17 protein-coding genes are annotated in these 20,639 nt (G+C 74.7%); 9 read left to right on the forward strand and 8 right to left on the reverse strand.

The features are described from left to right. The first annotated feature begins 2 nt into the window (after positions 1 to 2). Positions 3 to 2,018, forward strand: coding sequence for a phage holin family protein (locus KRAD_RS17055; RefSeq protein ID WP_012086894.1), 2,016 nt, complete (start codon positions 3 to 5; stop codon positions 2,016 to 2,018). After that, positions 2,015 to 2,848 carry an MBL fold metallo-hydrolase gene (locus tag KRAD_RS26130; RefSeq protein WP_012086895.1) on the forward strand — a complete coding sequence of 278 codons (834 nt, stop codon included), beginning with the start codon at positions 2,015 to 2,017 and terminating at the stop codon, positions 2,846 to 2,848. Before KRAD_RS17055 ends, KRAD_RS26130 begins: the two co-directional genes overlap by 4 nt. Before the next feature lie 61 nt (positions 2,849 to 2,909). Here KRAD_RS26130 and KRAD_RS17065 read toward each other — a convergent pair whose 3' ends face one another. From KRAD_RS17065 to KRAD_RS17075, 3 genes are all read right to left on the reverse strand, one after another. Next, a complete protein-coding gene (locus KRAD_RS17065; protein WP_012086896.1) occupies positions 2,910 to 3,890 on the reverse strand; it encodes an aldo/keto reductase in 981 nt (326 codons plus the stop codon). Positions 3,891 to 4,011: 121 nt separating this feature from the next. Beyond that, positions 4,012 to 4,944: an aldo/keto reductase gene (locus KRAD_RS17070; RefSeq protein WP_012086897.1), complete on the reverse strand. Its 933-nt coding sequence runs from the start codon at positions 4,942 to 4,944 to the stop codon at positions 4,012 to 4,014. Beyond that, positions 4,941 to 5,828, reverse strand: coding sequence for an aldo/keto reductase (locus tag KRAD_RS17075; RefSeq protein ID WP_012086898.1), 888 nt, complete (start codon positions 5,826 to 5,828; stop codon positions 4,941 to 4,943). The genes KRAD_RS17070 and KRAD_RS17075 overlap by 4 nt, the downstream gene beginning before the upstream one ends. A 75-nt stretch (positions 5,829 to 5,903) precedes the next feature. On the opposite strand from KRAD_RS17075, the gene KRAD_RS17080 reads away from it, so the two are divergent. The 4 genes from KRAD_RS17080 to recO all read left to right on the forward strand — a co-directional run bounded on the left by KRAD_RS17080 (position 5,904) and on the right by recO (position 11,337). Then, positions 5,904 to 6,824: a LysR family transcriptional regulator gene (locus tag KRAD_RS17080; RefSeq protein ID WP_012086899.1), complete on the forward strand. Its 921-nt coding sequence runs from the start codon at positions 5,904 to 5,906 to the stop codon at positions 6,822 to 6,824. Between the two features lie 196 nt (positions 6,825 to 7,020). Further along, positions 7,021 to 8,748 (forward strand): 2-isopropylmalate synthase, encoded by a 1,728-nt coding sequence (leuA, locus tag KRAD_RS17085; protein ID WP_012086900.1) that lies wholly within the window; start codon positions 7,021 to 7,023, stop codon positions 8,746 to 8,748. A gap of 121 nt (positions 8,749 to 8,869) precedes the next feature. After that, positions 8,870 to 10,465, forward strand: coding sequence for a GGDEF domain-containing protein (locus KRAD_RS17090; RefSeq protein ID WP_157873634.1), 1,596 nt, complete (start codon positions 8,870 to 8,872; stop codon positions 10,463 to 10,465). 62 nt (positions 10,466 to 10,527) lie between these two features. Then, positions 10,528 to 11,337 (forward strand): DNA repair protein RecO, encoded by an 810-nt coding sequence (gene recO, locus KRAD_RS17095; protein WP_012086902.1) that lies wholly within the window; start codon positions 10,528 to 10,530, stop codon positions 11,335 to 11,337. 13 nt (positions 11,338 to 11,350) lie between these two features. Here recO and KRAD_RS17100 read toward each other — a convergent pair whose 3' ends face one another. Next, positions 11,351 to 11,920: a histidine phosphatase family protein gene (locus KRAD_RS17100; protein ID WP_012086903.1), complete on the reverse strand. Its 570-nt coding sequence runs from the start codon at positions 11,918 to 11,920 to the stop codon at positions 11,351 to 11,353. A gap of 83 nt (positions 11,921 to 12,003) precedes the next feature. Here KRAD_RS17100 and KRAD_RS17105 point away from each other — a divergent pair, with 83 nt between their 5' ends. Continuing rightward, complete coding sequence (locus KRAD_RS17105) at positions 12,004 to 12,774, forward strand: isoprenyl transferase (protein WP_012086904.1); 771 nt, start codon at positions 12,004 to 12,006, stop codon at positions 12,772 to 12,774. Between the two features lie 61 nt (positions 12,775 to 12,835). On the opposite strand, the gene ppc is transcribed toward KRAD_RS17105, so the two are convergent. The 3 genes from ppc to KRAD_RS17120 form a co-directional block, all read right to left on the reverse strand. Further along, positions 12,836 to 15,700, reverse strand: a complete 2,865-nt coding sequence (ppc, locus tag KRAD_RS17110; protein WP_012086905.1) for a phosphoenolpyruvate carboxylase — start codon at positions 15,698 to 15,700, stop codon at positions 12,836 to 12,838. A 169-nt stretch (positions 15,701 to 15,869) separates the two neighbouring features. After that, on the reverse strand, positions 15,870 to 16,148 hold the full coding sequence (locus KRAD_RS17115) for an HU family DNA-binding protein (protein WP_012086906.1): 279 nt from the start codon (positions 16,146 to 16,148) through the stop codon (positions 15,870 to 15,872). 43 nt (positions 16,149 to 16,191) lie between these two features. Further along, positions 16,192 to 16,695, reverse strand: coding sequence for a Fur family transcriptional regulator (locus tag KRAD_RS17120; protein ID WP_012086907.1), 504 nt, complete (start codon positions 16,693 to 16,695; stop codon positions 16,192 to 16,194). A 203-nt stretch (positions 16,696 to 16,898) separates the two neighbouring features. Here KRAD_RS17120 and KRAD_RS17125 point away from each other — a divergent pair, with 203 nt between their 5' ends. Together KRAD_RS17125 and KRAD_RS17130 are read left to right on the forward strand one after the other, a co-directional pair. Next, positions 16,899 to 18,287 (forward strand): glycine--tRNA ligase, encoded by a 1,389-nt coding sequence (locus KRAD_RS17125; RefSeq protein ID WP_012086908.1) that lies wholly within the window; start codon positions 16,899 to 16,901, stop codon positions 18,285 to 18,287. Between the two features lie 51 nt (positions 18,288 to 18,338). Then, entirely contained in the window at positions 18,339 to 19,511 is a 1,173-nt protein-coding gene (locus KRAD_RS17130; protein WP_203417592.1) for a benzoate/H(+) symporter BenE family transporter, read from the forward strand. A gap of 25 nt (positions 19,512 to 19,536) precedes the next feature. On the opposite strand, the gene KRAD_RS17135 is transcribed toward KRAD_RS17130, so the two are convergent. Continuing rightward, the gene (locus tag KRAD_RS17135) at positions 19,537 to 20,520 is read right to left on the reverse strand and encodes a LacI family DNA-binding transcriptional regulator (RefSeq protein WP_238985850.1); all 984 of its coding nucleotides are present in this window, start codon (positions 20,518 to 20,520) and stop codon (positions 19,537 to 19,539) included. Positions 20,521 to 20,639 lie beyond the last annotated feature (119 nt).

The raw sequence follows: 20,639 nt of genomic DNA on the forward strand, positions 1-20,639 counted from the left end.
CGGTGCGTTCCTGGTTCGCGTTCACCGCCCGCGACACCCGGGACCTGCTGGTCTCGCTGCTGCCGACGGCGTTCGCCCTGTGGATCAGCGCGCACCTGGTCACCGGGGTCCGGGTGGACTCCCCGTTCTGGCTGCTGGCCTCGGCCGCGGTGCTGGCGGTGGGGGACCTGCTGGTCCGGCTCGTGCTGGGCCCGCTGGTCGCCCTCATCGGGCCGCTGCCGACGGTCGTCGTCGGGGTGGCCGTGCAGCTGCTGCTGCTGCACACGGCGCTGACGGCGGTGCCCGGCCTGGACCTGAGGTCCCTCAACGCGCTGTGGCAGGTCTACCTCTGGACCGGTCTGGTCGCCGTCGTCGCCCGCTGGGTCGTGGGGTCCAACGACAGCCGGTGGGTGGTGCGCGAGCTGCTGCGCCACCGCCCGCGCCCGCCGGGGGCGGTGCGCGAACCGGGTCTGCTCGTCGTGCAGGTCGACGGGCTGTCCATGCCGCTGCTGCAGTTCGGCCTGCACTCGGGGACGCTGACGACGATCGCGCGCTGGCTGCGCGAGGGCAGCCACCACGCCGAGGGGTGGCGGGTGCGGCTGCCCTCCACCACCCCCGCCAGCCAGGCCGGGTTCCTGCACGGCAGCACCGAGGACATCCCCGCCTTCCGCTGGTGGGACCCCGAGCTGCGGCGGGTGCTGGTGGCGAACCGGCCGGCCGACGCGGCCGTCATGGAGGAGCGGGTGCGCGCCGCCGCGCACGCCGCGGGGCGGACGGGCCTGCTGGCGCGGGACGGGGCCAGCATCGGCAACGTCTTCTCCGGGGAGGCCTCCCACGCCCACCTGGTGGTCTCCACCTCCCGGGTGGGCGGGTCGGGGCGCCCCTACCTGCGCTACGTCGCGCGCCCCTTCGTGCTGCTGCGCAGCGTCCTGCTCACCCTCGGGGAGGTCGTGAAGGAGGTCTACCAGGGCTGGCACCAGCGGGTCCGCCGCGTGGAGCCCCGCATCCCCCGGCGCGGCTGGTACGTGCTGCTGCGGGCGCTGACCAACGCCCTGCTGCGCGACCTCAACGTCGCGCTCGTGGCCCAGGAGCTCTCCCAGGGCCGCCCGGTCGTCTTCGTCGACTTCCTCGACTACGACGAGGTCGCCCACCACGCCGGGGTGGCCCGGGCGGAGTCGCTGGACGCGCTGGCGGGGGTGGACCGGGTGCTGCAGACCCTGGCCGACGTGGCCGCGGCCTCCCCGCGCGACTACCGCGTCGTCGTGGTCTCCGACCACGGCCAGGCCCAGGGACCGACGTTCGAGCAGGTGGCGGGCCGGCCGCTGCAGGAGCTGGTCTTCGAGCTGCTGGACCGGGAGCTGCCCACCCACCCGGTCGTGACGACCGCCGCGGTGGGGGAGGTGCGCGGGCGCGTCGAGGTGCTGGCCCGCGACTTCGCGACCCCCACGCGGGCGGAGCGGGTCAGCGCCCGGCACGAGGAGGAGACCGCGAGCGGTGCGGACTCCGTCGTCGTCGCCACCGCCGGCTGCACGGCCCTGCTGTCGGTGCCGGAGGCCCCCGGCGGGCGGATCGACCTCGCGGAGTTCGACCGCCGCTGGCCGGCCCTGGTCCCGGGGCTGGTGGGGACCCGCGGGATCGGCTTCGTCGTCGGGCGGCGCGGGGAGGAGGTCGTGGCCGTGGGCCCCGAGGGGGAGCACCACCTGGTGTCGGGGCGGGTCAGCGGGGTCGACCCGCTGACCCCGTTCGGGCCGCGGGCGGCCGGGGACCTGCTGCGCCTCATGCGGTTCCGCACCGCGCCGGCCCTGCTCGTGCACTCGACGCTGGACCCGGTGACGGGGGAGGTGCACGCCTTCGAGGAGCAGGTCGGCTCCCACGGCGGGCTGGGGGGCTGGCAGAACGAGGCGGTGCTGGTGCACCCGGCGGAGTGGAAGGTCGCCGAGGACCTGCGCGACCGGTCGGTGCCGGGGGAGGCCCCGCTGGTGGGGGCGACGACGATCCACGAGCAGCTGGTGCGGTGGATGGAGGAGGTGGGGCTGTGAGCGCGTCCGTGCGGTGGCTGGGTCACTCGACGGTCACGGTGGACGTCGTGCGGGCGGCGGGGGGTCTGCGGATCGTCACCGACCCGGTGCTGCGGCCGGGGCTGGCGCACCTGCGGCGCCGGACGCGGACCCCGGAACCGGCGGACACGGCCGGCTGCGACGTCGCGCTCGTCTCCCACCTGCACCACGACCACCTGGACCTGCCGTCGCTGCGGCGGCTGCGCCCGGCGGTGCTGGTCACCCCGCCCGGGGCCTCGGACTGGGTGCGGTGGAAGCTGCGGGTCCCCACCACCCGCGTGGTGGAGGTCGCCGTCGGGGAGACCTCCGAGCTCGCCACCGCCTCGGGGCCGGTGCGGGTGAGCGCGCTGCCCGCCCACCACACCGGCCGCCGCACCTTCGCCCGGCTCTCGCGGGCGCCGGAGGACTGCCCGGCCGTGGAGCACCTCGTCCGGGTGCCGGGGGCGTTCCCCGGGCGCGAGCCCGGCGACCTGCTGGTGTGGGCGGTCGGGGACACGGGTGAGTTCGCCGGCGCCGACGCGGTGCTCACCGCCGGGGGCCGCGCCCCCGACGTGGCCCTCGTCCCGGTGGGGGGCTGGGGGCACACCCTCGGCCCGCACCACCTCGATCCCCGGCAGGCCGCGGAACTCGTCGCGCGGGTCCGGCCGGGGACCTCGGTGCCGGTGCACTGGGGGACGCTGCACCCGATCGGGCTGTCCCGCACGATGGGCGACCGGTTCGTCGAACCCGGCCGCCGCTTCGTCGCCGAGGCCGCCCGCCTCGGGGTGCCCGGCGCGGTGCAGCTGCCGATCGGGGGATCGCTGACCCTGTGACGGCAGGGGCCCGCGCGGCGTCCCGCGACGGGGGCGGCGGGCCGGTCGTCCCGGGGGCGGCTCAGAAGAACGTCGGCTGCCGCGGCACGTAGTGCTCCTCCAGCGCGGCGACCTCCTCGGCGGTGAGTTCGAGGTCGAGGGCCGCGACGGCGTCGTGGAGGTGGTGCACCTTCGTCGCGCCCACGATGGGGGCGTCGACGACGGGGTTGCGCAGCACCCACGCGAGGGCGACCTGCGCCATCGACACGCCCCGCTCGCCGGCGATCCGCTCGATGGCGTCGACGATGCCCTTGTCGCTGTCGAGGCGGACGGGGTTGCCCTTGGGGTCGGTCTCCGGCTCGTCACCGGCGCGGGCGGTGTTCTGCTCGTTCCAGGGGCGGGCCATCTTCCCCGCCTGCAGCGGTCCCCAGGGGATGGACCCGACGCCCTGGTCGGCCAGGAGGGGGAACATCTCCCGCTCGTCCTCGCGCTGGGCGAGGCTGTACTGGTTCTGCATGGACACGAAGCGCGTCCACCCCCCGAGGTCGGCGGCGGTCTGCAGCTTCGCGAACTGCCAGGCCCACATGCTCGAGGCGCCGAGGTAGCGGACCTTGCCGGCCTTCACGACGTCGTGCAGGGCCTCCATCGTCTCCTCCACCGGGGTGGTGGGGTCGAAGCGGTGGATCTGGTAGAGGTCGATCCAGTCGGTCCCGAGGCGCTGGAGGGACGCGTCGACCTGCTCCAGGACCGCCCGGCGCGAGAGGCCGGACTGCCCGGGGCCGGGGCCCATCTCCCCGAACACCTTGGTGGCCAGGACGACGTCCTCGCGGCGGGTGTACTTCCGGATCGCCTCGCCGGTGACGCGCTCGGAGCTGCCGCGGCCGTAGACGTTGGCGGTGTCCCAGAACGTGACGCCCAGCTCGACGGCCGCGCGGAAGACCGGTTCGGCGCCCTCGGCGTCGAGGGTCCAGGTCTGCTGCTCGCTGCCGTCGCCGAAGCTCATGCAGCCGAGGACGATCCGGCTCACGGTGAGGCCGGTCGAGCCCAGGTGGGTGTGGTCCACGGTGTCTCCTCGGGTGGTGGTCGGCGGGATCGGTGCGGCACCACCCGGGCACCCGCCCGCCGCCCCCCGGGGGGTCGGGGGCGGTGGGCGGGTGGACGGGGGCGCGGGAGGGGCGGTCGGGTCAGGGGACCCGGTAGCCCGCGGCGCGGAACAGCTCGTACCACTCCGCGCGAGTCAGCGGCAGGTCCGAACCCCGGGCGGCGGCGCGCACCCGCTCGGGGTTGGTGGTGCCGAGGACGACCTGGATGTTCGCCGGGTGGCGGGTGATCCACGCGGTGGCGATCGCCAGCTTCGGCACGTCGTACTGCGCGGCGAGGCGGTCGAGGACGACGTTCAGCTCGGGGTAGCGGTCGTCGTCGAGGAACACCCCGTCGAAGAACCCGGCCTGGAACGGCGACCAGGCCTGCACGGTGATGTCGTGCAGGCGGCAGTAGTCCAGCGTGCCGTAGTCGCGGGAGACCGACTGGTCCAGGCCCTGCATGTTCGCCGCGACGCCCTGCGCGATGAGCGGGGCGTGGGTGATGGAGAGCTGGAGCTGGTTGGCGACCAGCGGCTGCCGCACGTGCTTGCGCAGCAGCTCCATCTGGCCCGGCGTCTGGTTGGAGACGCCGAAGTGGCGGACCTTGCCCGCCGCGTGCAGCTCGTCGAACGCCCGCGCGACCTCCTCGGGCTCCACGAGGGCGTCGGGGCGGTGCAGCAGCAGGACGTCGAGGTAGTCGGTGCCCAGCGCCTTCAGCGAACCCTCCACCGAGGAGGTGATGCGCTCGTGGGAGAAGTCGAAGTAGGGGCCGTCGGGGACGATGCCGGCCTTGGTCTGGATGATCGTGGCCTCGCGCTCGGAGGAGCTGAGGGTCACCGCCTGCGCGAAGCGCTCCTCGCAGCGGTGCATCGAGCCGCCGTAGACGTCGGCGTGGTCGAGCATCGTGATGCCCGCCTCGCGCCCGGCGGCGACGAGGGTGCGGATCGCCTCGTCCTCCATGTCGGCGATGCGCATGAGGCCGAGGACGACGTTGGGGACCTGGAGGTCGGATCCACCGAGGGGGAAGGTCTTCACGGTCGGGCTCCTTCGGAGAGGCGGGCGATCTCGTCGGCGGTGAGCTCGAGCTCGGCGGCCGCGAGCGAGTCCTGGATGCTGGCGGGCCGGGAGGAGCCGGGGATGGGGACGACCACGTCGGCCAGCGCGAGCTCCCAGGCCAGGGTCACCTGCTGCGGGCTGACCCCGTGCGCGGCGGCCACCTCCGCGAACGCGGCGTGGTTCGACCCGAGGTCGGCGGCGTTGGAGATCCCGCCCAGCGGCGACCAGGGCAGGAAGGAGACCCCGAGCGAGGCGCAGTGCTCCAGCTCGCCCAGGCTGGAGCGGAAGGCGGGGGAGAACTGGTTCTGCACCGAGGTCAGGCGCCCGCCGAGGAGGCGGTCGGCCTCGTTGATCTGCGCGACGTCGGCGTTGGAGATGCCCGCGCGCACGATGACGCCCTCGTCGAGGAGCTCGACGAGCGCGCCGATGGAGTCGGCGTAGGGGACGTCGGGGTCGGGGCGGTGGAACTGGTAGAGGCCGATGGCCTCCACGCCCAGGCGCCGCGCGGAGGCTTTCGCGGCCTCCTTGAGGTGCGCGGGGTCGCCGTTCTTGGTCCAGGACCCGTCGCCGGGGCGCAGGTGCCCGCCCTTGGTGGCGACGACGACGTCGTCGGTGGGGGAGCCGAACTCGCGCAGGGCGCGGGCGATGAGGGACTCGTTGTGGCCGACCTCGTCGGCGTCGCGGTGGTAGGCGTCGGCGGTGTCGATGAGGGTGACGCCGGCCTCGAGCGCGGCGTGGATCGTGGCGATCGCGCGGTCGGTGTCGGGGCGGCCCTCGATGGACAGCGGCATGGCGCCGAGCCCGATCGCGGAGACCTGTCGGGTGGTGGGGGCGCCGGGGCGCCCGAGGCTGCGCTGCTTCACGCGTCGGAGCCTAGGAACGGCCTCCGCAGAAGTCCAACACCTGATTCTTCTCGTCGGCAGAAGTACAGTTTCTGGATGGACCTCCGTCAGATGCAGTACGTCGTCGCCCTGGCCGACGAGCGGCAGTTCACCCGGGCCGCGGCGCTGAGCGGGGTGTCGCAGTCGGGGCTCTCGGCGGCGATCCGCACCCTGGAGGACGAGCTGGGCGCCACCCTGTTCGACCGCAGCCCCCGGCGGGTGGAGCCGACCGACGCCGGCCTGGCCCTGCTGCCCTTCGCCCGCACCCTGCTCGCCCAGGCCACCGCGGCGCGCGACGCCGTCGTGCAGGCCACCCGCCGGTTGTCCGGCACCCTGCGGGTGGGGGCCGAGCAGTGCCTGGGCGTCGTCGACGTCTCCACGCTGCTGGAGCGCTTCCACCGGCGCTTCCCGCAGGTCGAGATCCACTTCGAGCAGGCCGGGTCCCACGACCTGCTGGGCCGGTTGCGCGAGGGGGAGCTCGACCTGGTGTTCGTGGCGACCACCGAGCACCTCGGTGCCCTGCCCGCCAGCGAGCTCGGCCGCGAGCCGCTGGTCCTGCTGACCCCGCCCGAGCACCCGCTGGCCGGGCGCCCGCACGCGCCGTGGGCGGAGCTGGCGGCCCACCCGTTCATCGACTTTGTGCCCTCCTGGGGCGTGCGGCCGATCACCGACGCGGCCTGCGCCGCCCACGGGGTGCACCGGCGGGTGCGGTTCAGCGTCGGCGACGTCCACGCCCTGCTCGACCTCGTGGGACGGGGCCTCGGGATCGCCATCGTGCCCCGCCACGTCGCCGCCAAGCCCCAGGCCGCCCGGCTCGCGGTCGTGCCGATGCCGCCCGGCACCCCGGAGTGGGTCGTCTCCGTCGTCACCTCCGCGGGCAGTTCCCCCGCCCCGCAGCTGCTGGAACTGCTGGAGGTCGAGCAGGCCGGGACGGTGGAGACGGCGACCGTCCGCCGGAACGGCAACGGCCTGCCGTAGTCCGGGGCGGGGAGGGAGGAGCCGCCGGGTGCCCGGGCCGGGGGGTTGGGGGTACGGTGGGGCCGTGGCCCGTCTGGAGAACCTCCTCCTTCGTCGCCGCGGCGGGGCCAGCTAGGCCGGTCTCCCCGTCGCGGGACCTCGTCGTGCGCGCCGGCCGCCGCACCAGCCGCTGAAGACCGCGAACGAGGAGAACGAAGTGCAGAACACCCAGACGCCGTCGCCGATGCCGTTCGGCAAGTACACCCCCTTCCAGGACCAGATCCGGGTCGAGCTGCCCGACCGCACCTGGCCGACGAGGACGATCACGAAGGCCCCGCGCTGGTGCGCGGTCGACCTGCGCGACGGCAACCAGGCCCTCATCGACCCGATGAACTCCGAGCGCAAGCTGCGGATGTTCACCCTGCTCGTGCAGATGGGCTACAAGGACATCGAGGTCGGGTTCCCCTCGGCCAGCCAGACGGACTTCGACTTCGTCCGCACCCTGATCGAGAACGACCTCATCCCCGACGACGTGCGCATCCAGGTCCTGACCCAGGCCCGCGAGCACCTCATCGAGCGCACCTACGAGTCGCTGCGCGGGGCGAAGCAGGCGATCGTCCACCTCTACAACTCCACCTCCGTGCTGCAGCGGCGCGTGGTCTTCGGCATGGACGAGGACGGCATCGTCGACCTGGCCCTGCAGGGGGCGCGGCTGTGCCGGAAGTTCGAGGAGACGATCCCGGGCACGACGGTCTACTACGAGTACTCCCCGGAGTCCTACACGGGCACCGAGCTGGAGTTCGCCGCCCGCATCTGCAACGCGGTGGTCGCGGTCTTCGAGCCGACCCCCGAGCGCCAGGTCATCGTCAACCTGCCCGCCACCGTCGAGATGGCGACCCCGAACGTGTACGCCGACTCCATCGAGTGGATGTCGCGCCACCTGGACCAGCGCGAGAACGTCATCATCTCCCTGCACCCGCACAACGACCGCGGGACCGGGGTCGCCGCGGCCGAGCTGGGCTACCTGGCCGGGGCGGACCGCATCGAGGGCTGCCTGTTCGGCAACGGCGAGCGCACCGGCAACGTCGACCTGGTCACCCTGGGGATGAACCTGTTCAGCCAGGGCATCGACCCGCAGATCGACTTCTCCGACATCGACCACATCCGGCGCACCGTCGAGCACTGCAACCAGCTGCCCGTCGGCGAGCGCGTCCCCTACGGCGGGGACCTCGTCTTCACCGCCTTCTCCGGCTCCCACCAGGACGCCATCAAGAAGGGCCTGGAGGCGATGGAGCGCGACGCCGCCGCCGCCGGGAAGACCGTCGACGAGATCCCGTGGGCGGTGCCGTACCTGCCGATCGACCCCAGGGACGTGGGCCGTTCCTACGAGGCCGTGATCCGGGTGAACTCCCAGTCCGGCAAGGGCGGGGTCGCCTACCTGCTGAAGGCCGAGCACCAGCTCGACCTGCCGCGCCGGCTGCAGATCGAGTTCAGCCGCGTCATCCAGGAACGCACCGACGCCCAGGGCGGGGAGGTGTCCGCGGCGCAGATCTTCGACGTGTTCTCCGACGAGTACCTGCCCTCGGGCTCCGGCACCCCGGAGTGGGGCCGGTTCGCGCTGCGCGGCACCCGCTCGGTGAGCGTGGTGGACGGGGCGGACACCCTGGAGGTGGACCTCCACGACGACGGGGCCGAGAACACCGTGCGGGGGACGGGCAACGGCCCGATCGCGGCGTTCTGCGCCGCGCTGGGCAGCCGGGGCGTCGACGTCCGGGTCCTGGACTACGCCGAGCACGCGCTGTCCGCCGGCGGCGACGCGCAGGCCGCGGCCTACGTCGAGTGCGCCGTCGCCGGGCGCGTGCTGTGGGGCGTGGGCATCGACCACAACATCACCACCGCCTCCCTGAAGGCGATCGTCTCGGCCGTGAACCGCGCCCTGCGCTGAACCGGCGCGCGCCCGGGACCGCTGCCGGTCCCGGGCGTGCGCCGGCCCGGGGTGGTTGAACGCGCACCCGGGACGTTCCCACCCCCCGCGACTCGCCGACGGTTAGGATCTGTCACGATCGGTGATCGAAGGACGGGGACGGGCGGAGGGCACGATGGGCAGCGAGCTCGACGTCGTGAGCCCGTTCGGGCCCCTGGACGCCCTGGCGGAGACCGCGCACCGCCTCTACCTCGACGGGTACGGCGAACGCGCCATCCAGGCCTGCCGCGAGGGCCTGCACCTCTGCGAGCTCGCCGGCGACGAGCGCACCGCCCGCTACCTCCAGTTCGTCTGCGGGGTCGCCCTCCACCAGCTCGGCCGCGCCGCCGAGGCCAGCGAGGAGGCCGGGCACCTGCTGCGCCGCCTCGGCACCGGCGCCGAACCGGTCTGGCGGGCCAAGGCCCTCGCCCTGCTCGCCGAGTCCCGCGTCGACCTCGGCATGACCGCCCTGGCCATGGACCACCTCGCCGAGGGCCAGCTCATCGTCACCGGCCAGCCCATCCGCACCTACGACCACCTCTCGGCGACCATGTCGGTGGCGCTGGCGCTCAACGCCCTCGCCCTGTTCGAACCCGCCGACGAGCTCATGGTCCAGATGCTCGCCCTGACCTTCCCGCCCGCCCGGGTGCGGCTCAACGTCGCCCAGGAGGCCGCCGTCCTGCAGGTCTCCTGGGGCGCGATGCTCGAGGTCGCCGGCCGCGGGGCCGACGCCTGGCCGCACTACGCCACCGCCCTGTCCCGGGCCGCCCTCATGCGGGCCCTGGCCCTGGAGGTCGACTACCCCGAGATGCACGCCCGGGCCGAGGCCATCGAGGCGTTCGTCCTCATGCGCACCGGCGACACCGCGCTGGCCGAGGGCCGGCTGCGACCGGCGATGGCCGCGTTCCGGCTGCGCGAGGAGCTCGCCGAGACCCAGATCGCCCGCATCGCGCTGGCCATGGCCAGCTCCGACGCCGGCCACCGCACCGAGGCCGCCGACCTCCTCGCCGCCGTCCAGCGGGTGTCCTCCTCGACCCAGCTCGACGTCTGGGGCCTCACCGCGCTCGCCGTCCGGGCCCGCAACGCCGTCCAGCACGACGGGCGCAACGAGGCCGCCGACGCCCTCGAGCTCCTCGCCCAGATCTCGCTGTCGCGGCTGTGGGAGGACCGGGAGAGCCGCTTCGAGGCGCTGCAGGACCGCATCCAGCAGCGCGAGATGGCCGAGCAGCACGAACGCATCGGCCGCGCCGCCCTCGTCGACCCCATGACGGGCCTGGGCAACCGGCGCCGGCTCCAGCAGGTCCTCGAACGCCCCGACCAGCGCTTCAGCGCCGTCCTGCTCGACGTCGACCGCTTCCGCGCCGTCAACGAGGAGCACGGCCGGGACACCGGCGACGCCGTCCTCCAGCGCATCGCCGACCTCCTGCAGCGCAACGTCTCCGACGACGACGTCGTCGTCCGCTACGGGGGCGACGAGTTCGTGGTGCTGGTGCCCGCGACGCGCGAGGCCACCGCGACGGCGGAACGGTTGCTCGAGGTCGTCCGCAAGGAACCCTGGCTGGAGATCTCCCTCGGCCTGCGCGTCACCGCCTCCGTCGGGCTCGCCGGGCCCGCCTCGGCCGCCGAGGCGCTCGCCGCGGCCGACGCGGCGCGCGAGGCGGCCAAGCGCGCCGGGCGCGACCGCCTCGTCGTGGCCTGAGGCGCCGCGCCCGCACCGCCGCGTCCGCCGTCCGTGTCCGACCCGCCGCCTACAGTGGCCCGGTGTCGGGGACGGGATCGCGGGGAACGCGGGGATCGAGCATCGGCGGGGCGAAGAGCTACCGCGACGAGGCCGTGGTCCTGCGCACCGCCAAGCTCGGCGAGGCCGACCGCATCGTCTCCCTGCTGACCCGCCACCACGGCCGCGTCCGCGCCGTGGCCAAGGGGGTGCGGCGCACCTCCTCGCGCTTCGGCGCCCGCCTGGAGCCCTTCACCTGCGTCGACGTGCAGCTGCACCGCGGGCGCTCCCTGGACACCGTCACCCAGGCCGACGTCCTCGCCCCCTACGGGCAGGTGCTGGTCGCCGACTACGGCCTCTACACCGTCGGGCACGCGCTGCTGGAGACCGCCGAGCGCTTCACCGAGGTCGAGCGCGAGACCGCCACCCAGCAGTACCTGCTGCTCGTGGGGGCGCTGCGGAGCCTCTCGCGCCGCGAGCACGACGCCTCCCTCGTCCTCGACGCCTACCTGCTGCGCTCGCTGGCGGTGGCGGGGTACGCGGCCAGCTTCGGGGACTGCGCCCGCTGCGGGGAGGCCGGCCCGCACGCCGCGTTCAACGTCTCCGCCGGCGGGGCCGTCTGCCCCTCCTGCCGGCCCCCCGGTTCCGCCGCCCCGGACCCGGCGACCCTGGAGCTGCTCGCCGCCCTGCTCAGCGGGGAGTGGGCCCTCGCCGACGCCGTCGAGGACCGCTGCCGCCGCGAGGGCAGCGGCCTCGTCGCTGCGTTCCTGCAGTGGCACCTCGAGCACGGCATCCGCTCCCTGCGCCACGTCGAGCGCGAACCGCACGAGCCGCCGGTGCCGCTGGCCCGGTGAACGGCCCCCGGGGTCAGGCCTCCTGAGGCTGCCGGGCCAGCCGCCAGTCCCCGCCGGAGCCCTCGAGCAGGACGGCGGTCGCGTTCGCCAGCCGCGGCAGCTCCACCCCGGTGAGGCCGTCGACGGTGGCGCGGATGAACGTGCCGTGGGCGACGACGAGGAGGGGGAGGTCCCCGTGCTCGGCGCGCAGGCGGCGCACCGCGCCCGCCCCGCGCGCGACGAGGTCCGCCCACGGCTCCTGGCCGGGGCGCTCGCCGGTGGGGAAGCGGACGCCGAGCTCCTCGCGGTCCCCGCCCTCGGCCACGCCGAAGTCGCGCTCGACCAGGTCCTCCTCGGCCGGCAGCAGGTCCAGGCCCAGGTGGGCGGCCACGATCCGCGCGGTCTCCCGCGCCCGCGACAGCGGCGAGGACGTGATCGCGGCCCAGCCCTGCCCGGCGAACGTCCCGGCCAGGGCCAGCGCCTGCGCGCGGCCGGTGTCGTTGAGGGGGATGTCGGTGCGTCCCTGCAGCCGGCCGTCGCGGTTCCAGTCGGTCTCGCCGTGGCGGACCAGAGCGGTCCTGGGGGAGGGTGTGAGGGGATGCACCGCCCCATGGTCCCACCTGGCACCCTGGGGCCGTGCCAGGTCCAGCCCGCCGTCCCGCCCGCCGCACCGCCGCACCGCGCGCGGTGGTGGCCCCGCCCCCGCACCCCTCCGGCGCCCGGCCCCCGCAGCTGCCGGCCGAGCTCGTGCCCCGGCACGTGGCGATCGTCATGGACGGCAACGGCCGGTGGGCCAACCAGCGCGGTCTGCCGCGCGTGGAGGGGCACAAGAGGGGCGAGGCGTCGCTGCTCGACGTCGTCGCCGGGGCCATCGAGGTCGGCGTCACCCACGTCTCGGCGTGGGCGTTCTCCACGGAGAACTGGAAGCGCAGCCCCGACGAGGTCCGCTTCCTCATGGGGTTCAACCGCGACGTGATCCGCCGCCGGCGCGACGAGATGAACTCCTGGGGGGTCCGCGTCCGCTGGGCCGGGCGGCGTCCCCGGTTGTGGCGCAGCGTCATCGACGAGCTCGAGGCGGCCGAGGAGCTGACGAAGGACAACACCGTCTGCACGTTGACGATGTGCGTGAACTACGGCGGGCGGGCCGAGCTCGCCGACGCCGCCCGCGCCATCGCCCTCGACGTCGCCGCCGGCACGCTGAACCCGGCCCGGGTCGACGAGCGGACCGTGGCGCGCTACCTCGACGAACCCGACATGCCCGACGTGGACCTGTTCTGGCGCTCCTCCGGCGAGCAGCGGACCTCCGGCTTCCTGCCCTGGCAGGCCGCCTACGCCGAGATGGTGTTCTCGGACACGCTGTGGCCCGACGTGGACCGGCGCACGCTGTGGGCCGCGATCGAGACCTACGCCGAACGCGACCGCCGCTACGGCGGGGCCGCGGACAAGCCCACCGCCTGACCGGGCACGTCGGCCCCGCGGGTCCCGGACGGGACCCGCGGGGCCGACGCACCGCGGGGGATCAGCCGGTGTTGCGCATCCCGGCGGCGATGCCGTTGATGGTCAGCAGCAGCGCCCGGCGCAGCGCCGGGTCCACCGCGTCGCCGCTGGCGCGGGCCCGGCCCAGCAGCGAGACCTGCAGCGCGTGCAGGGGAGCCAGGTAGGCGTCGCGCAGTTCCAGGGTGCGGCGCAGGACCGGCGCGGACTGCAGGAGCTCGTCCTGCTCGGTGAGCAGCAGGACCTCCTCCAGCGTCCGGGCGTGCTCGGCGCGGATCACGTCGAAGGCCCCGCGCTGGTCGGGGGCGACGAGCTCCTCGACGTAGTGCGCGGCGATGCCGAGGTCGGTCTTGGCCAGCGTCATCTGGACGTTGGAGACGAAGCTGCGGAAGAAGCTCCAGCCCGCGAACATCGCCCGCAGGTCCTCGCCGCGGCCGGCCTCGCGCGCGGCCCGCAGACCCGAGCCGACCCCGAACCAGCCGGGGACGTTGATCCGGCTCTGGGTCCAGCCGAACACCCACGGGATGGCCCGCAGGTCCTCCAGCCCGCCCGTGCCGCCGGGGCGGCGGGAGGGGCGGGACCCGATGTTGAGGTTCCCGAGCTCCTCGACCGGTGTGGCGGCCAGGAAGAAGGGCACCAGGCCCGGGTCGCCGACGAGCGCGCGGTAGGCCTCCTGGCCCTTGGCCGCGACCAGGCCCATCGTGGTGTCCCAGCCGTCGAGCACCTCGCCCGGCTGCAGCGACGTGCGGTGCAGCGTGGAGGCCTCCAGGGCCGCGGACAGCGCGACCTCGAGGTTGTGCCGGGCCAGCCGGGGCTGGACGTACTTGTCGGAGATGACCTCGCCCTGCTCGGTGACCTTGATCGGCCCGTCGAGGGTCCCGTAGGGCTGGGCCAGGATGGCCTCGCCGGTCGGGCCGCCGCCGCGCCCGACGGAGCCGCCGCGGCCGTGGAAGAGGCGCAGCGTCACCCCGTGCCGGGCGGCGACGTCGCGCAGCGCGCGCTGGGCGCGGTGGATCTGCCAGCGCGAGGCCGCGATCCCGGCGTCCTTGGAGGAGTCGGAGTAGCCGAGCATGATCTCCTGCACGTCCCCGCGGGCCGCCACGACGCGGCGGTAGGAGGGGTCGGAGAGCAGGCCCTCGAGCAGCTCCTCGGCCGCCTCGAGCTCGGTGACCGTCTCGAACAGCGGCGCGAACCCGATGCGCGCCACGTCGTTCGCACCCGGGGTCTCGGCGAGGTCGACCAGGCCGACCTCGCGGGCCAGGACGACCACGGCGAACAGGTCGTCGATGCCCTGGGTCATGGAGACGATGTAGGTCTCGATGGTCTCCTCGCCGAAGCGGTCCAGGGCGGTGCGGATGGTGGTGAACAGCTGCACGACCTGCGCGGGCGTCCCGGTGAGGGTGCGCACCGCGGCGCCGATGAGCGGGCGGTGCCCCGTCATCTCCTTGGACAGCAGCTTGGTGCGGGCGCTGCGGTCGAGGGCGGCGTAGGGGGTGATGAGCTCCCCGAGGCGGTCGTAGATCGCGGCTAGGGCCTCGTGGTGCCGGCCCGCGTGCTCGCGCACGTCCAGGGTCGCCAGCCCGAAGCCGACGGCCCGCACGACCCGCAGGGCGCGGGCCACGGCCCCGTCGGCGACCATCTGGCCGTCGTTGCGCCGCAGCGAGTCCTGGATGAGCAGGAGGTCGGCGGTGAACTCGCCGACCCCGGCGTAGTCGCGGCCCGGGACGTGCTCGGCCCCGGTGTGCAGCCGGGTGCGGGTGCCCTCCAGGCGGGCCAGGACGTAGGACAGCTTGAAGCGGTAGGGCTCCTCGCCGTTGAGGTGGACGCGGGCGGCGTGCACCTCCGGCAGGGCCTCCGCGTCGGCGGCCAGGGAGGCCAGCAGCTCCGGGGAGAACCCCACGACCTGGGTGGAGGCGGCCAGCTCGGTCAGCAGGTCGCGGGTCACCGCGGTCAGCACGTCCAGCGCCGCGTCGTGCTGCAGGCCCAGGACCTCCATCGTCACCTCGGGGGTGACGTTGGGGTTGCCGTCGCGGTCGCCGCCGACCCAGCTGCCGAAGCGCAGCGGCTGCGCGTCGACGGGCAGGTCGAGGCCGAGCTCGTCGAGGCCGACGGCGAGGTCCTCCAGCAGGTCGGGCAGGACGGTGGAGGTGAGGTTGCGCAGGTAGTGCAGGGCCGAGCGGGCCTCGTCGGCGGGACGGGGGCGCAGCACGCGCAGCTCGTCGGTCTGCCACAGCAGGTCGACGAGCTCGGCGAGGCGGCGCTGGCCGCGCTCGGCGTCGGTGGCGCGCTGGGCGGGGTCCTCGGAGGCCTCCACGATGCCGGTGATCCGCAGCAGCAGGTCCAGGATCGAGCGCCGGCTGGACTCGGTGGGGTGGGCGGTGAAGACCGGGCGCAGCTGCAGCCGGCCGAGGATCTGCTGGGCGGTGTCGCGGTCGAGGTCGCCGGACTCCAGGGCCTCGCGGACCCGGCCCAGGGTGGCGCTCAGGCCGCCGCCGGGCTGCTTGGACAGCTCCAGGCCGCGGTGCAGCTGCTCGGAGGCGTTGGCGAGCTGGAAGTAGGCGGTGAAGGCCCGCGCCAGGACGATCGCGGTCCGGTCGTCGACCCCGGACAGCAGCCGCGCCAGCTCCGCGCCGTCGTCGGCCTCGCGGGCCAGGGCCCGCACCCGCTCCACGAGGTCGAGGAGCTCGGCGCCCTCGTGGCGGGTCAGGGAGGCGCCCAGCAGCTCGCCGAGGCGGCGCACCGACGCCCGCAGGGCCGCGTGGCCCTCGTCGGAGGAGACGCCGTCCACGGTCAACACGTCCTGCGACGCGCGTGGCTGCTCAGGGACCGCGGCCCGGGTCCCCCCGGTGCTCCCGCCGGTGCCGCCGCTCGTGCTCGTGCTCGTGCTCATCGCCTCGCCTCGCCTCCCTGCTGTGCTCGGGTCGACGCTGACTCCGGGTGCACGTCCGACTGACCGTCCACCGCCCGGGCGGGGCGGCGGGGGGCAGTCTTGCGCGTCCGCCGCCAGGGACGAAACCGGGGGAGGCGCGGCGGGCGTCGGGCCCGGCCGGCGGGGCCGGTCAGCTGCCGTTGGCGGCGGCCTTCAGCTTGGAGCCGGCGGTCAGCTTCGCGCCGTAGGAGGCGGCGATCTCCATGGTCTCGCCGGTGCGCGGGTTGCGTCCCGTGCGGGCGGCGCGCTCGACGCGCTCGACGGTCATCAGGCCGGGCAGCTTCACGGCCTCGCCCTTGGCGACGGCCTCGACGAGCACGTCGCCGAGGGCGTTGATGACGGCGTCGGTGTCGGTCTGCGTCAGGCCGGCGCGCTGGGCGACGGCGGTGACGAGCTCGGAGCGGTTCACGGTCTCTCCTGTGGTTCTCGAAGTCGGTGGTCGGCCTGTGACGTTACCGGTCGTCACCGCTCGTGCCCGGCACCCGGGGCCCGGTGGGCCGCGTCGCGCCCTCCCCGGCGGGCTCCGGGACCGGGTCCCCGGCCGGCTCGGCGTCCCCGGCCAGCTCGGTGCACTGCGCGCAGACGCCGAAGACCTCCACGACGTGCTGCACCGCGCTGAACCCGTGGTCGGCGCCCACGCGCTTGGCCCAGGCCTCCACGGCCGGACCCTCGACCTCGACGGTCTTGCCGCAGCGGCGGCAGACGAGGTGGTGGTGGTGGCCGGTGCTGCAGCGGCGGTAGACGGCCTCCCCGCCGTCGTCGGTGCGCAGCACGTCGACGTCGCCGTCCTCGGCGAGGACCTGCAGGGCGCGGTAGACGGTGGCCAGGCCGACGTTCTCGCCGCGCGCGCGCAGCGTGGCGTGCAGGTCCTGGGCGGAGAGGAAGGCGTCGGCCTCGTCGAGGACCGCGGAGACGGCCGAACGCTGCTTCGTGGACCGGCGGGCCGGGGTCGACACGATGGGCTCGTCTCCTTCCGATCGACCTGCGAGCCGTTCTCGGCAGGCGGGTCAGGTCACCCTACGGGCTCACCGGCGCGGGGCCGAGCGGAGTCGGGCGGCGGCGCCCCGGGTCCGCTCAGCGCGTAACCTCTGCACCGACGCCGCCGCTCCCCCGGAGCGGGGCTCAGACCGCCGACACCCAGCCGGACAGGAGACTCCGCGTGGCCTCGCCCACCCCCCGCCTCGACGCCGTCATCAACCTCGCCAAGCGCCGGGGGTTCGTCTTCCCCTCGGGCGAGATCTACGGCGGCACCCGCTCGGCCTGGGACTACGGACCGCTCGGGGTGGAGCTGAAGGAGAACATCAAGCGCCAGTGGTGGCGGCAGATGGTCTCCTCCCGCGACGACGTCGTGGGCCTGGACTCCTCGGTCATCCTGCCCCGCCGGGTGTGGGAGGCCTCCGGTCACGTCGAGGTCTTCAGCGACCCCCTCGTGGAGTCGCTGCAGACCCACAAGCGCTACCGCGCCGACCACCTGCTGGAGGCCTACGAGGCCAAGCACGGCCACCCCCCGGTCAACGGCCTGGCCGACGTGCCCGACCCCGAGACCGGCGTGCGCGGGCAGTGGACCGAGCCCCGCGACTTCTCCGGGCTCATGAAGACCTACCTCGGCGCGGTCGACAACGAGGAGGGGCTGCACTACCTGCGCCCCGAGACCGCCCAGGGCATCTTCGTGAACTTCGCCAACGTCATGGGCTCGGCCCGCAAGAAGCCGCCGTTCGGCATCGGCCAGATCGGCAAGAGCTTCCGCAACGAGATCACCCCGGGCAACTTCATCTTCCGGACCCGCGAGTTCGAGCAGATGGAGATGGAGTTCTTCGTCGAGCCCGGCACCGACGAGCAGTGGCACCAGTACTGGCTCGACGAGCGGATGTCCTGGTACACCGGCCTCGGCATCGACGCCGGCAACCTGCGGTTCTTCGAGCACCCGCAGGAGAAGCTGTCGCACTACTCCAAGCGGACCGTCGACATCGAGTACCGGTTCGGGTTCCAGGGTTCGGAGTGGGGCGAGCTGGAGGGCATCGCCAACCGCACCGACTACGACCTCTCCACCCACTCGCGCGAGTCCGGCGTCGACCTCTCCTACTTCGACCAGACCAAGGGCGAGCGCTGGATCCCCTACGTCATCGAGCCCGCCGCGGGCCTGACCCGCTCGCTCATGGCGTTCCTCGTCGACGCCTACACCGAGGACGAGGCCCCCAACACCAAGGGCGGGGTCGACAAGCGCACGGTGCTGCGCCTGGACCACCGCCTGGCCCCGGTCAAGGCCGCGGTGTTCCCGTTGTCCCGCAACGAGCAGCTCTCGCCCAAGGCCCGCGACCTCGCCGCGGAGCTGCGCCGGAACTGGAACGTGGAGTTCGACGACGCCGGGGCCATCGGGCGCCGCTACCGCCGCCACGACGAGGTCGGCACGCCGTACTGCATCACCGTCGACTTCGACACCCTCGAGGACGAGGCGGTGACCATCCGCGAGCGCGACACCATGGCGCAGGAGCGCGTCGGCCTCACCCAGGTCACCAGCTGGCTGGGCGCGCGCCTCGTCGGCGCCTGAGACCCGCCCGACGGCCGGGGCCCCTCCGGGTCCCGGCCTAGGGTGGCCCGCGTGCCGCGCCCGCCCCTGACCCAGCCGCTCGCCGCCGGGGCCGTCGCCGCCGTCACGGGGTTCGCGTCGTCCTTCGTCCTGGTGCTCGCCGGCCTCGCCGCCGTGGGCGCGACCCCCGCCCAGGCCGCCTCGGGGCTGCTCGCCCTGTGCCTGGTGCAGTGCGCGCTGGCGGTGGTGCTGTCCCGGTGGACGCGCCTGCCGCTGTCCTTCGTCTGGTCGACCCCGGGGGCGGCGCTGCTGGTGGCCGCCGAGGGCCGCGCGGGGTCCCTGGGGGCGGCCGTGGGGGCGTTCCTGCTGTCGGCCCTGCTCGTGGTCGTGACCGGGGCCTGGCCGGCGCTCGCCCGCCTCGTGCGCCGGGTCCCCACCCCCGTCGCGGGGGCCCTGCTGGCGGGGGTCCTGCTCCCGCTGTGCCTGGCCCCGGTCTCGGCCGTGCGCGCCGACCCCGTCGCCGGGCTGGCCGTCGCGGCGGTCTGGCTGGTCCTGCGCCGGGTGCGCCGGGCGTTCGCCGTGCCCGCGGCCATGCTCGTCGCGCTGGCCTTCACGGCGGCGGCCCTGCCGGGGACGGCCACGCTGGAGTGGGTGCCGCGGCTGGTGCCGGTGGCGCCCGAGCTCGACCCGTCGGTCGTGGTCTCGCTGGGCGTGCCGCTGTACGTGGTCACCATGGCGGGGCAGAACATCCCGGGCTTCACGATCCTGGAGACCCTCGGCCACCGCCGGGTCCCCACCGGGCGGGTGCTCGTGGGGGCCGGTCTGGGCAGCGGGGCCGCGGCGGTCTTCGGCGGGCACGCGGTGAACCTGTCCGCGCTGGCGGCCGGGATCATCGCCGGCCCGGGGGCCGGGAAGGACCCCTCCCGGCGGTGGATCGCGGCCGTGGCCGGGGGAGCGGGGTACCTCGTCCTGGGGCTGCTGGCCGCGCCCATCGCCGGGCTGGTGGGCAGCACCGACCCCGTGCTGGTCGAGGCCGTCGCCGGCCTCGCCCTGCTCGACTCCTTCGTCGGCGGGCTCGTCTCCGCCCTCGACGACGCCGGGCAGCGGGTGACGGCGGCCCTCACCTTCGTCGTCGTCGCCTCGGGGGTGTCCTTCGCCGGGGTGGGCAGCGCGTTCTGGGGCCTGCTGGTGGGCCTGCTGGTCTTCCCGCTGGCCCGGCCCGCGCGCCCGGCCGCGAGCGCCTGACCCGCGGTTCAGGAGCGTCGCCGGCTCAGGGGCAGCCGCAGGAGCCGCGGTGGCGGAACGTCGGGGGGATCCGCTCGCGGCGGGAGGTCTCGGGCGCGGTGCCCGCGAGGCGCTCGAGGATCATCGTGACCGCGCGGGTGGCCATGGCGGGGACGTCCTGGTGGATGGCGGTGAGGCCGGGTTCGACGAGGTCGGCCCACTCGGGGTCGTCGTAGCAGACCAGGGCGACGTCGCGGGGGGAGCGCAGGCCCAGCGCGCGCAGCGCGCGCAGGGTCCCGACGGTCATGGAGTTGTTGCCCACGACGACGCCGGTGGGGCGCTGCGCCCCGGCGAAGGCCTCCCGCACGGCGGCCTCGGCCACGTCGGTCTCGCTCCCGCCGTCGAGGACGACCCCGCTCAGGCCCCGCTCCTCCACCACGCGCTGGAAGCCGGCCAGGCGCTCGGACGTGGAGCTCAGCCCGGCCAGCCCGGCCACGAAGGCCAGCCGGCGGTGCCCGAGGTCGGCCAGGTGGGAGGTCAGCAGCGCGGTCGCCTCGGTGTTCTCCGGGGCGACCTGGTCGACCTCGGGGTCGGCGAAGCGGTCGAGCAGGACCGTGGGGATCCGGTGGGTGGCCAGGAAGGGCAGGGCCTCGGCGTCGGCGTGCACCGAGGGGGCCAGCAGGATCCCGTCGACGCGGCGGTCGGCGAGCTCGTGCACGGCGCGCAGCTCCTCGACGGGGTCGTCGTGGGTGTCGGCGAGCACGAGGGTGTACCCGGCCGCGCGGGCGCTGCCCTCGATGGAGGTCACCAGGTCGGCGAAGTGCGGGTTGGAGACGAAGCGGCTGGCCAGGCCGAGCGTGGTGGTGGAGGAGCGGGCCAGGGACCGGGCGAGGGTGTTCTGCCGGTAGCCGGTGCGGGTGATCGCCGACAGGACGGCCTCCCGCGTCGGTTCGCTGACCGTGCGGGTCCCGTTGAGGACGTGGGAGACGGTCGAGGCGTTCACCCCGGCCAGTCGCGCGACGTCGGCCATCGTCACCACAGCAGGAGCCTCCTCGCCCTCGCGGCCCGGGTCACCGTCACGATCGGGTGACACCCGGGACAAGCGCTTGCGCAAGCGCTTGTCCGGATCCTAGTGTCCTCCCGTCCACC

It is taken from the genome of Kineococcus radiotolerans SRS30216 = ATCC BAA-149 (assembly GCF_000017305.1).
In the GTDB taxonomy this organism is placed as follows: domain Bacteria; phylum Actinomycetota; class Actinomycetes; order Actinomycetales; family Kineococcaceae; genus Kineococcus; species Kineococcus radiotolerans.